The organism is Ignavibacterium sp., from assembly GCF_025998815.1.
GTDB lineage: Bacteria > Bacteroidota > Ignavibacteria > Ignavibacteriales > Ignavibacteriaceae > Ignavibacterium.
Genome location: NZ_AP026678.1, coordinates 3099817 through 3113286, shown reverse-complemented (window position 1 = coordinate 3113286; position 13470 = coordinate 3099817). Strand labels below are relative to the sequence as shown.

8 protein-coding genes are annotated in these 13470 nt (G+C 33.4%); 1 reads left to right on the top strand and 7 read right to left on the bottom strand.

Going from position 1 to position 13470, the window contains the following annotated elements; translation table 11 throughout:
- Positions 1–6: 6 nt before the first annotated feature.
- Positions 7–954, bottom strand: coding sequence for a ribose-phosphate pyrophosphokinase (locus Q0X14_RS13435; protein ID WP_297839627.1), 948 nt, complete (start codon positions 952–954; stop codon positions 7–9).
- Positions 955–1048: 94 nt separating this feature from the next.
- On the bottom strand, positions 1049–1708 hold the full coding sequence (locus Q0X14_RS13430) for a hypothetical protein (RefSeq protein ID WP_297839624.1): 660 nt from the start codon (positions 1706–1708) through the stop codon (positions 1049–1051).
- 97 nt (positions 1709–1805) lie between these two features.
- Between Q0X14_RS13430 and Q0X14_RS13425 the strand changes: the two genes are divergently transcribed.
- Positions 1806–2066: an FmdB family zinc ribbon protein gene (locus Q0X14_RS13425; RefSeq protein WP_297839621.1), complete on the top strand. Its 261-nt coding sequence runs from the start codon at positions 1806–1808 to the stop codon at positions 2064–2066.
- A gap of 128 nt (positions 2067–2194) precedes the next feature.
- Here the strand turns inward: Q0X14_RS13425 and Q0X14_RS13420 are convergent, their stop codons facing one another.
- Genes Q0X14_RS13420 through rfaE1 form a run of 5 tightly spaced genes read right to left on the bottom strand, consistent with a single transcriptional unit; the run spans position 2195 to position 13399 of the window.
- Positions 2195–5365 (bottom strand): biopolymer transporter Tol, encoded by a 3171-nt coding sequence (locus Q0X14_RS13420; RefSeq protein ID WP_297839618.1) that lies wholly within the window; start codon positions 5363–5365, stop codon positions 2195–2197.
- A 15-nt stretch (positions 5366–5380) separates the two neighbouring features.
- Complete coding sequence (gene rnr, locus Q0X14_RS13415; RefSeq protein WP_297839615.1) at positions 5381–7477, bottom strand: ribonuclease R; 2097 nt, start codon at positions 7475–7477, stop codon at positions 5381–5383.
- Positions 7477–11928, bottom strand: a complete 4452-nt coding sequence (locus Q0X14_RS13410; RefSeq protein WP_297839612.1) for a hypothetical protein — start codon at positions 11926–11928, stop codon at positions 7477–7479. Before Q0X14_RS13410 ends, rnr begins: the two co-directional genes overlap by 1 nt.
- A gap of 2 nt (positions 11929–11930) precedes the next feature.
- Positions 11931–12407 carry a D-glycero-beta-D-manno-heptose 1-phosphate adenylyltransferase gene (gene rfaE2, locus Q0X14_RS13405; RefSeq protein ID WP_297839609.1) on the bottom strand — a complete coding sequence of 159 codons (477 nt, stop codon included), beginning with the start codon at positions 12405–12407 and terminating at the stop codon, positions 11931–11933.
- Positions 12404–13399 carry a D-glycero-beta-D-manno-heptose-7-phosphate kinase gene (rfaE1, locus tag Q0X14_RS13400; RefSeq protein ID WP_297839606.1) on the bottom strand — a complete coding sequence of 332 codons (996 nt, stop codon included), beginning with the start codon at positions 13397–13399 and terminating at the stop codon, positions 12404–12406. Before rfaE1 ends, rfaE2 begins: the two co-directional genes overlap by 4 nt.
- Positions 13400–13470 lie beyond the last annotated feature (71 nt).

The window sequence follows — 13470 nt, the reverse complement described above, 5'->3', positions numbered from 1 at the left end:
TTCTAATTATCCTTTATCTATGTTAAATAATGAACTGATTGATTCATTGTTATGAGTTCTGATTATTGCTTCTGCAAATAAACCCGCTGCGGATACAACGGATATCTTTTCGCATTGAGTCTCATCAATATTTATAGAGTCAGTTACATATAGTCTTTCTAAATCATCGCAATTCTTTAATCTCTCAAATGCTTTTCCCGAAAGAAGCGGATGAGTGATTGCTCCATAAATTTTATTAGCACCTTTTGCCTTCAGAGCATTTACTGCACCAACAAATGTTCCGGCAGTGTCAATTAAATCATCAACAATTAAAATATCTCTTCCTTCAACTTCACCTATTATATTCATCACTTCTGCAACATTTTGCTTTGGTCTTCTTTTATCAATTACAATCAAACTTGAATTAAGCATTTTTGCATAAGCTCGTGCAATCTTTATTCCACCAACATCCGGTGAAACGATTGAAAGATTTTCTGACAGACCATTCAAACGATTTAAGAACACTGATGATCCGTAAAGATGATCAAAAGGTATATCAAAAAAACCCTGGATCTGTGATGCGTGTAAATCCATTGCAATTACACGGTCAGCACCAGCTTCAGTTATAAGATTAGCCATTAGCTTTGCTGTGATTGCAACTCTTGGCTGATCTTTTCTATCCTGTCTTGAATAACCAAAGTAAGGAATTACTGCTGTTACTCTTTTGGCTGATGCTCTTCTTGCAGCATCAAGCATAATCAGCAATTCCATTATGTTTTCAGCTGGAGGATTTGTTGATTGAATGATGAAAATATCTCTTCCGCGAATATTCTCACCATATTTTACCCAAATCTCGCCATCACTGAATCTTTTTAATTCAATCTGTCCTAAATCAGTACCAATCTTTTCAGCAATTTTTTGGGCTAACGGAAGGTTAGAGCTGCCCGAAAAAATCATAAATTCTGTTGAAATCATAAAATCCTTCTCAGCTTTTTAAAAAGCAGAGGCGAAATATAACCAAAGCACTCTGCTCTGTCAATAAAATTTAACTTCTGCTAACTACGGTTAATTAATCTTTTTTCTTTCGGAAAAGGTAAAATATTACCACAAGCAATACTAAACCGGCTAAATAATAAATCCATTTGGGTGTTTCTTTTAATTTGTATGGCTTAAAGGTAACTGATATGGTTTTACCCCTACCAATCTCATTCAAATTGTATTGCCAGGTTAAAATGTTTTTCTTTTGGCTTATAGCGTTATGCGTAATTATGTCTCCACGGATTTCATATACATATTTTACAAAAAATTTTGAACCATCAATTCCGAATCCTGTGGTTACCGGAGGAATAAACTGAGTAAAAATTTTCTGATTTGATGCTCCATCCTTTAGTGAAAATTCCGATTGTGCAAATGCCTTAATCGTGTTTAATGAATCAATGCTGCTGAATTCTATTTTTATCACGGAATGAATTGTTGAGTCGGTACTATCTGAATAGGATGTAATATCCAAAATTTTTACGAAGGGTGAGCTGAATTCATTGCGGATCGAATCAGGAATAAATATTCCGAGATTTGCAACTGATTTTCCTACCGTTGAATCCGGTATGTGCATCCAATAATGAATTTCCATATTTCCGGAACCATCCGGATAAATGAGAACCCTTTGTTCATAGTTAATGCAACCTGCTAATAAAAATGCCAATACAACTACAGAAAGAAAATTCTTCATTCACTGAAACCTGAATATTATTAACTGCATCAAAATTATAGAATTTTTTAATAATTCTGCTTAAGTTTGCCCACAAAATTTTAAGGAGATTGAGTTTATGCCTACATACGACTATAAATGTTCAGTATGCAATTATACATTTGAGTATTTTCAGTCAATGAAAGATCAACCACTTACAACTTGCCCAAAGTGTGGTGGTCAACTGAAAAGATTAATTGGGCCGGGAGCCGGACCAATATTTAAAGGTAATGGATTTTATCAAACCGATTATAAAAATAACTCTAACAACTCCAATTCAGGTAGTTCTAAGAAGAATAACACAAAAAGTGAAAGCACTGTAAAAGAAGCTGCTGCTTGAAAGGATATTCTGATTGATAAAATTAAAGAGACAACGAATTAGGTTGTCTCTTTTTGTTTAAATGCCTGATTAAGTTCTAAAACTAATTATTTATTATCAAAGAGTTTTACATAATCCAGATTTACTTTTTAGTAATCCAAACCTATCGAAAAATAAAATTTTGGTTCTGACCATTTTTCTACGAAATATGCCCAGGCAACATCAAACTTAAGTAAGAATCCTAAAAAGTAAACTCGTGAACCAACGCCGGTTCCAATGAGTAAATCCTTTGTTCTCGTTTGACCAAATTGATTTTTATCAAACAGTTGAAGTTGTTTGTTATCATTCCAGGCAGTGCCGATATCAAGAAATACAGTACCAAGAATGTTAGCAAAGAATAATGGAATGCCACGCGGGATTAAATAACCAATTAATGGATACCGGAATTCATAATTCATCAATGCGTATTTAGTTCCAATTCTTTCGGAATAATCAAATCCGCGCATTGGTAAAACAACTGTGAGAAATGCAAAATCAGTAGTAGAGTTAATCGGAATTTCTGTTGTTGCAAAACTTCGATTAATCCAGTTTTCAGTTCCTCCCATAAAAAATCTTTGGGCATTAGCGCCGGTTGAATATCCACCCGAGAATCTGATTGCAAAACTATAATCGGTAAAAAACCTGAAGTAAGTTCTGTAGTCTCCGGTTGCTGTCCAGAAGCTTAAATTCTTATTGCCAATTCCCGGGTTCCCGTATGTATCAAATCTGTATCTGGTTCCTTCAATTGGAGAGGTGTAACCCCAGAGCACATTGTCGTGAACAAAAGCTAATTGCGGAACAAAGAAACTTGCTTCTTCAAGCGGCACTGTATAGTCATCAAGATTTTCACTTCTTACATTCATATAACTTACGCCACCTTCAAATCTGTAAAAACGATTCAAAGGATAATTTGCATTTACAGATAGCTGAAAATTTCTGAAGCGATAGAGATTTATGTAATCACCTCTGATAAGATTTACAAACCTTGCTGTGTGAAATCCTTCAACACCATATTTAATTCTTCCACCGAGATAATAATAAGCTAAACCGTAATCACTGTTCTTTAAATCAATCTGTAAACCGGTAACACCAATCAGGCGGTGGTCACCAAGCACATCACTGAATGATAAAATTGTTGTACCAATAAGTCCATAAAAAGTGCTGTAACCAGCGTTTGCATAAACAAGGTCTGGTCCGAAAGTAACTTTATACTTCCTCACTTTGAAATTGCCTTCATCATCAAGATTATCCTGTGGCATAAATAAATTGGAAATCTGTTTTGCAGAATCCTGCGCTTGTGTAATTCCAAAGATATATCTTGAATAGTCTCTTTCAGCTTTACTTAAAGTGTCATTCGGATCAACCACATTTCCGGTAAAGATTGTAATATCATCAGCATTCTTTTGAGTTGTATCAGCGATGGCTTCATCAACAACAACTATTTGCCCATCTCCATCTAATTCTTTCTTACGCATTTTTTCAATAAACAAAGTTGGCTTCAGAGGTTTGAGATTTGTCTTTGGTTCAAATGGATTGTTCATAAGAAAGATATTAAATACAGATTCATAAAGCGAAGAGAAAGCCATTTTCTTTGTGTCATAAGAAAGCGAAAGCTGATACAATCCGGTAAGTGAATTTGTAATCGGAGTCAGATCAGTTTCTTCATTTGCAACTTTTAGTGAATTATCATCTCGTTTGTGGTCAAAAGTATAGATATTATTAATTCCGTTTATATCAGAAATGAAAATTAGATTTTTTCCATCAGCACTTTGATGGGGAAAAGTTTCATCACTTTCTGGAAGATTAGTTATTCTTTCAATTCTTCTATTCTCGAGGACAATGCGGTAAATATCTTTTTGCTTATAGTCTGTATTGTAGATTGAAACTCCATCAAGAACTTTATCAGTTTTAATATTATCACCACGATCTGAAGAGAAATAAATATATCGGTCGTCGTTTGACCACGATGGATCATAATCACCAAAAGAATCATTAGTAAGATTGGTTAATACATTCGTTTCAAGTTCATAGATATAAACATCGGATTGCTTTTTATCCTGTCCGATAAATGCCAATCTGGTTCCGTCGTGAGACCATGTTACACTGTGAATAGCTTCAAGTTTAACAGGAAGAGATTTTCTATCTTCTGTGTTTACATCAATAATGTAAATTATATCATATCCGTTACTCTTCGCTGAAAGAGCAATTTTATTTCCATCAGGTGACCAGGTTAATCCCGGAGTTAAAATATTCAGTTCTTCAAAATCCGGTGTTCTGTTTCCTTTCACAATTCGCTTGATAATTTTACCATCAATCGCATCCATTATAAAAACATCAAAATAAAAATTTCTGTTTGAAATAAATGCAATTTTATCTCCCTGAGGCGAAAGCGCAGGAGAAGTGTTATAAAATCCATCATCATTTTTTGGATTAGTAAGTCTCTTAGCGAACTGTTCCGGATCTTCTCTAAGCGCAATATCAGGCCAATAAGTTTTTTTAATTTCTTTTTTCCATCTTTCACCAAGTTCTTTCAAATCAATTCCAAGTGTTTGACGAAACGCTTCGGGAACATTTCCAACTCCTTTAATCTTATTCATAAGTTCACCAATTTTCTGGCGGCCATATTTATTTGCGATATAATAGAAAACAGATTGTCCGCCACGATAAGCAAAGTATCCATCAAGGTTCATCATATCAGGAAGATTTTCACTGATTGTTGCATCACGCAAAAACATATCTGTGTCAACATCCCAACCTAATGCTTCATATTCTGCTAGTCCTTCAGAAAACCAAATTGGGAACTGAAGCGAAATATTGCTTGAAATGATATTCTGAATTGAGCCACCATAATACATATCATTCATTACTGCGTGAACCAATTCGTGATGAATAAGATGTCTGAACTGTTTATATGAACCAGTAAACTGAATTACAACCCTGTTTTTGAATAGCTCTGTAAAACCCTGAATACCTTCGCTGAGATAAGTGTCCGTTACATTTGTTTCCTGAAAATCATTCTGCGAATTGTAAACAATAATTGTAATTCTGCTATTGATTTTATACTTAAAAGTATTTTGAATTGAACTTAAAGCATCTTCAGCAGCCTGCGCAGTAAACTCTGTTAAAGTTTCACCACCTTCATTAAAATAAATATCGAAGTGATCAGTCTGAATGTAATACCAGACATAATCTTTGTATTGAACTTTATTTTTTCCAAACTGTGCAAAACCAGTTTGCGAAGTGATAACAAATGCGAATAAGATTAAAAATATTTTCTTCATAAACTTTATCCTCGTTTATTCAACAATGAGAAAGTCCAATTCAAGTCTTTCTTCATTTACTCTTACAAGTTTAACACTAACTTTATCTCCAAGTCTATACATTTTTTTAGTTCTCTTTCCGATTATTGCATATTTCTTTTCATCATAGATATAAAAATCGTCTTCCAGATCTCTCAACCTTATGAGTCCTTCGGCAAGAATATCAGTGATTTTTACAAAGATTCCAAAATGAACAACACCCGAAATAATAGCGTGAAATTCATCTCCCACACGATTTGACAATAATTCAACCTGTTTCAGTTTAACCGAATATCTTTCGGCTTCCATTGCTGTTCTTTCACAAGCAGAGATGTGTTCGCAAATTTCTTCAAGCTCTTCAAGTGTATAACCAGGAAGTTTTGGACTTTCAATGTATTTGTACAAAAGTCTGTGAACAAGTAAATCACTATATCTTCTGATTGGTGAAGTAAAGTGCGTGTAATATTTAAATCCTAATCCGTAATGTCCAATATTTCTCGGTGAATAAAATGCTTTTGCCATAGAACGAATTGCAAGTTCATTGATAAGCGGCTCTTCTTCTTTTCCCTTAACCTGATCAAGTAACTTTTGAAACTCACTTGATTTCTTGATTAAGTTAGGATTAACCTGATATCCAAGCGATTTAACAAAGCGAACAAATTCAAATATTTTTTCCTGATCAGGTAAATCGTGCACACGATAAACAAACGGTTTTGCTTCTCCTCTTTTGGGTAAAGCAATATGTTGTGCAACAATTTTGTTGGCAAGAAGCATAAACTCTTCAACCAGCATATTGCTGTCTTTCATTGACTTGATGTAAGCTTCAAGTGGTCTCCCATATTCATCAAGTTTAAATTTCACTTCAAGAGTATTGAAGTCAAAACTTCCCTCTTTCATTCGCTTGCGTCTTAATATTTTTGCGAGCTTATCAAGGTTCAGTATATCCTCAGCGAAATCTCCTTCACCTGTCTCAATTATTTTCTGAACTTCATCATAATTAAATCTTCTTTTGGAATTGATGATGGTCTTCTTTATCTGATAATCAACAATTCTTCCTCTTGGAGTCATTTCAACAATTACAGAATAAGTAAGCCGATCTTCATTCGGAACAAGCGAGCAGATGTTATTAGAAAGGTTTTCCGGAAGCATTGGAATAACTTTACCAACAAGATAAACGCTATTTCCTCTTTGTTGTGCTTCCTGATCAAGAAATGAATCATAATCGACATAGTGAGAAACATCAGCTATATGAATTCCAACTATGAAATTGCCGTTTTCATTTTTCTCTATTGATAATGCATCATCAAAATCTTTTGCATCTTCAGGATCAATTGTAATTACATTCTTTTCACGGAAATCAACTCTGTGTTTTAATTCCTCGGAAGTGATTTCAAAAATTATTTCATCGGCTTCATTTACAACACTGGACGGAAAGCGATATCTTAATCCAAATTCTTTTGCAATTGAAGTTACTTCTGTGTCAAGAGAACCTGGTTTTCCTAATACTTCAATAATTTCTCCGATAGGATTTTGCGTTGGAATTTCCCAAACAAGATTTCCAACCACAACTTTATCACCGACTTTTGCTGAGTTAATCTTTTGTGGATCAATGTAAATATCACGATGGATTGTTGGTTCGTCAGGCGTAATGTAATAAAGTGATTTTTCTTTCTTAAGAATTCCGACATATTCTTTACGCTTTCTGGAAATGACATTTACAATCTGACCTTCAAGATTTCTTCCCTTCTGTTTTGCAAAAAGAACAACTTCAACTTTATCACCATCGAATGCAGTTCCAAGATTCCTGGCAGCGATAAAAATATCGCTCAGTTTGCGGTTATCCGGAATCACGAATCCATAACCACCTTCAGTCAACTCGAGTGTGCCAGTTATTTTATTTGTTGAAGGTATTTGATTGAGCTTGAATCTCTTGCCGGTTCGTGTGAGAAATTTTTCATCATAAAGTTTATTCAATGCGCTTTTTAATGCTTCATACTGATGATCAGAGTTTGCATTTAAGCGTCTGGCAATTTCTTTTGCTTTGTAAGATCTGCCGGGATTTTTTTTGAAGAATGCTTTTAATTCTTTTTTCATTAAAATTCGAATAAATATTTTAAACCGATTTCATTATAAAGCTCGGCGTTTACAACAGATTGATTAACAAAAGATTCTTTTCTTTCGAGCTTCAGCAAAAGTCTTCTTGAAACAGGCCAGTTAATTTTAACACTTGCTCTGCTAAGGTCCTGAAATACTTCTGTTGTTCCACCAATCTCATATCTGAAGTTGCCAACTTTGCCAATAAGACTGAATTTCGTCTCAGTTCCAACTTGTCTGAGCTGTATACTTCTAACATAATCACCGACAAATTGATTCAATACTCCGCCCAAAACAGAACCAGCCAGATCAGTTGCAACAGAAGCGACCGCGCTGCGTTCCTGAGTTGTTGCACCATCAGTAAATTTCCCTGAAATAATAAAGAAGACAGCATCGGATGGTCCTTTGGTTGGATCTCTCTGATCTTTCTGAATATTCTCTGCTCCGATATAAACTCCAATGTTTTCAGGATCTTTCACAAAATTCTGGTTGAGCTCGCTGAGCGGACCTTTTAATTTTATTTTTACTGCTACTTCCTGTTCTGTTGTTCCGCTTTCAGTTACAGGAGTATAGTAATCTTTATATGTTGCAGTTATGTCTATCAGCGGATTGCTTATGTTTTCAAATTTTATATTTCCACTTGCTTCAAAAGTCTTAATGAAAGTAAGCTTTGAACCTTCGAGAAGATTGAACTGTCCGCTGGTTCTCTGAAGTCCATCAACAGAAGTCAGAATCACATTTCCATCTAACACGGCAGTTAAATCCTGATTAAGTTCTTTTGAAAGCATAACAACAATTTTGGCTTCAGTATCAAGTTTAACATCAATTGTATAATTAAAAGTGCGCTTTCCATTAGTTGGAAGACTTGCAATTTCTCTTCTCTCAAATTCAAGTAACAAGCTATCAAGCTGAGACTCAATTATACTTCTTGAACTATCTGAATTTATCCATCTGTATTTGAAATCAGCAGCACCTGAATATGCAGATTTTGAAAGTGGGAAAACCAGATCAGCTTCCGTTACACTGATTGGCATATTCAAATTCATCTGCGTTTCATTCATTTCAAAAGTAATATCGCCTTTGGTTTGAATTACCAAATCTCCGTAAACATTCGGATTAACTTCCTTTGATATTTTATCCAGTACTTTTAAATCGCCATTAAATTTGAATTCAGCTGTTGACAACAAAAACTTTTTAAGTGTAATATTTCCGCTTCCTTTAATTGAGCCACCATTCTTTGTTCCTAACTGATTACTTAGCGAAATACTTTCAAAAGATATCTCTTCATTATCCCAATAGATTTTTGAATCAAAATTATAAACCAGATTATTAAATAAAGATTTAACCGTTGTTGAGTTGAAAGAAAGATAACCAGTAACTATTGGGTTATCAATTTGTCCTTCAAGATAAATTTCTGTTTCAAGAAAACCGCTTTTTATTTCAAGTGTTGGAATAAGATTTCCAAGAGAAGCCAGATTGAAATTATCAGAAAAAACATGCAAGTTAATTTCTTTAACAGGTTCATTTAAACTATCAGTCTGAGAAAGATTTAGCGGAATGTATCCTACTATAGAAAGTTCCGGTTCATTTATTCCTTCAGTTCTGTTAACAATTCTGATATCTGTGTTTAACAGATTATTGTCATAATCAAACTTAGCGATAAGCGAACCAAACTTTTTCTCATTAATAACGATATCACTCAGTGAGGCATCAATATTAAAAACAGGATTAGAAATGTTGCCTGTTAATTCTCCTTTAATATTAATACTGGAATGAATATAATTTTCCGGAGTGAGCGACAAGACTTTTTCACTTATTAGTTCGCTGCTTATATCCTTAACGCTTAGCGTAACCTTACCATCAGGACTTTCACCAAAAAACCCGTTTGCAATTATTTTCCCTTTTGCAGCATCAAGAACAAAATTATCAAAAATAAAATCGCCTTTGGAATAATAAATTCTCAGATCACTTTTGTTCTGAATCGGAATGCCTCTGTAGATAATGTTCAAATCAGAAAAATTGAACTTTAGAGTATCATCAGAAACTTTTCCACGTGCGTTAATATTGTAACTAAGATTATTCTGAATAAATCCACCGGAGGAAATTTGTAATAAGTCATTATCATAATTCACATTTAATCTGACATTGTAAAAGTTAGTACCAGCATAAATCCTATCAGAAGCAAATCCAACTTTTATGTTTGTGTTTATAGTGGAATCTGGTTTTCGTTCATTAAAAAGATTTACATTAAATCTTGATTGAGTCAGAAACACAAGATTTGTTGGTGACATCAACTTCAAATAGTTAAGATTGGAATTTAGTACTAACTCTAATGTGCTTGAAGTTGCTTTAATATTTCCCGTGATCATTCCACCGATTTCAATTTCATTCGAATTAATTTTAAGCGGAACAAACTCTTTGAAATCAAGAAGAATATCAGCGTAGAAAACCGAGTTGGTAATTACAGGATTATTAATCTGAATTTGAGTTGTCGCTTCATTTTCGATTCCGAGCACAGGATTAATTTTTTCCTTAATCTGATTAATGATAATCTGACTTTCATTTGCAAAAGCTTTAGCCAATGTTGTGATATAGAAATCACCTTTAAGAGTAATATCAGCAATATCAGAAACAAGATTGATAACTTTAATTCCACCGTCATTTCGTCTTACATCAAGAATTAATCTTGTGCTGTCAATTTCATATTCACTGAAGGAAGAATTTTTAATATCCGTAATAAGAAATAAATCCATACTATCCGGATTAAAGCCACGACCTTCTTCATCAAGACTGATATTAATTTTTGAATTTAAAGATTCATCATTGAGCAACTTTCCAATGTTAAGGTTATTTACAAAACCATCTATTTTATGATAAGGGTCATTCTGATTTAAGTAATCAACAATACCATTCAATGAAACATTCGCAGTGTCTGATAAAAGATTTAAATCAAACTGAATTCTTTTATCCTTTGCTGAAGCATTAATCTGAAAAGAGTTAATATCCAGTTTACCAAATGAAGAATTTAACGCATCTAACTGGACTTTTGCATTAACTGTTTCGGGATCAGTTCCTTCACCAATAATTTTAAGATTAGAATTGATTCTGCTCGGAATTCCGGTGAAAGTAGAAAAATCAAAATTTTCAGTGAACAATTCTGCATCATATTTCATATTATCGGATGAGAAATCGAGAAAGGATTTTCCTTTCAGTTTTCCCTTTTGAGATTCGAGTGCAAATGTTGAAGTAAATGAATTTGGTGTTCCAATGTATTTTAATTCATTAAACTTAATCAGACCAAAATCTTTATAATCATTAAATGATTGTGATTTAAGAATTGTACCGACATCAGGTAAAAAAATATATGAATTATCCAGTGAAGCGTTAATTCTCAAACTATCCGGACCGAGAAGATTTTTTAATTCGGCATTTGCAACAATCGAAGTTCTTCCTGTATAAAGTTCCAATTTTTTAACAAGCAAATCATTCATCGTTCCGGTAACACTTAATTTACCATTCAAATCACCACCAAGCATATCTAAATCAGGAAAAAAAGTAGAGATTGCATTGAAATTTAATTTATTGATATCAAGATCAATACGAAGTGGTGCAGTTTTAAGATCTTCTTCAGAGAAGTTTTCCAGGAAATCAACATAAGTAATACCTGCAGATAAATTAAGCTCTGTATCATCCGTTTCAATATTCAGATTATCAATTCCGGCAGCATTTCTTGTTAATAAAAATCTTCCCGACAAATTTTTAAGATTGAAAAATGTAAAGTTTGGTTCGAAAGAAAGTTTATCAATCTGAAGTTGATAATCATATTTATTCAAATCAGCGAATGCAGAAAGTGAAAGATTCAGGTTTTTGATTCTAAAGTCATCAAAATTCATCGAAGGATAATAAGCAGTGCTGCCAACAAGATTATATTTCTGAAAAGAGAAATTTATATTGTTAAGTTCAAGCGAAGCTACCGTAATTGTGAAAGGAAATTCTGATTTAGTTGTGTCTTCAGGTTCTTCCGATGAAGGAAATATTTTAAGCAGATTCAATTCACCATCTTCTTCTTCAACAAGTTTTGCATTCACATCACGCAGCTCAATGTGACGAGCATAAATATTTTTGAATAAAAGTTTAAGCGGACTTGTTCTTAATTCAATAAAACCAACACTTACAACCGTATCTTTCTGCAATGAAGTAAGAACAGCATTTTTTATCTGAAGTGAAGTGAAAATTGTTCCATCAATTTCTTCTACAGAAAGACTTCCTTTTATTTCTTTATTTAATGTTTCAACTAAAGTATCGCGTAGCCATTCTTTAAAGAAATTTGTCTGAGAAATAACAAATACAACCATCAGCAAAAAAATTAATCCAACTACAAAGTAAACGATTGTGTTTACTATGTACCTTAGAACACGACGCCAGGCTGCTATTTTTTTTTCTTCAGGCAATTTTATTTGTATCTGCTTAGAATTGTTTGAATAATTTTTGAAGTTGATTGGTCATTTACAAATTCAATTGTTTTAACTTCTCCGCCATTTGCTTCAACAACTTCTCTTCCGACAATTTTATCGATTGACCAATCAGCACCTTTAACTAATATATCCGGAATTAAATCTGAAATTATTTCTGCCGGAGTATCCTCATCAAAAAAAGTAACATAATCAACGGGTTTTAAATTAGAAACAATAAAAGCTCTTTCATCCTGTTTAAGGATTGGTCTTTTATCGCCTTTAATTCTTCTTACAGAATCATCTGTGTTAAGACCAACAATAAGAACATCCCCGAGTTGTTTGGCTTTTACAAGATAATCAACATGACCAGAATGGATTAAATCAAAACAGCCATTGGTGAAAACAACTTTTTTATTTTTTGATTTTAGCTCTGCTCTAACTTTTTTTATTTCATCCCGTGATAAAATCATTTTCATTTATTTTCTTTTAAAATTGTTTCGAATAAATAATCTGCTTCAATTGGAACAATTCCAACTTCTTCACAAACGAGTCCACCAGCATAATTTGCAAGATAAGAAGCTTCAATTACATCAGCACCTGCAGCAAGTGCAATTGTTAAAGTGGAAATAACCGTATCACCAGCACCTGAAACATCCGCAACCTTTCTTGCTTTAGTTGGCATTCTTCTTTCACCTTTACCTTTTTCAAAAACTGCAATACCACCTTCACCAAGAGTAAGCAAAATGTTTTTCGCATTTAACTTTTTCAAGAGAATATTCCCTGCTTTAGAAATATCTTCATCGGTTTTGATTTTCATACCTAACACATCTTCAGCTTCTTTTCTGTTTGGTTTGAATACTGTAACATTTTTGTAAGCAAAGAAGTTATGAAATTTCGGATCAACTGTAATCAGTACATTCTTCTTATTAGCGAGTGAAATAATTTTTTTAATAAGTGATTCCGAAAGAACTCCTTTATTGTAATCCTGAAGAATTATTCCATCAATCTTATCAATTATGCTTTCAAGATATTTATAAATTTTATCCTGAATGTTTTTGTTAATTGTATTCTTGCTTTCTTTATCAATTCTAACTACATGCTGGCTTCCGGCGATAACTCTTGTTTTAGCTGTTGTTGGTCTTTCATCATCAATGATAATTCCATCGTGAGAAATATTCATTTCCTGCAGAAGTGAATTAAATATTGAACCAAAGCTATCGTAACCGATTACTCCAATAGGTTCGGGAATTCCACCAAGTTTAAGAATGTTTAGTGCACAGTTTGCAGCTCCGCCAAATCTGAAAATTTCATTTTCAACTTCAAGTACAGGAACCGGTGCTTCAGGTGAAATTCTTTTAACATCTCCCCAGAAATAAATATCAAGCATCATATCGCCCACAATCGCAATGCGTTTATTTCTGAAGTTCTTTTTTAACTGTAATAATCTTTTTTCAGGAATTTTAATCATACTTTTTCTCTGATTATTGAAATTTGATTTGCAAAATAACTATAAAATAAGATGGTTAAAAAGGCAGGTTA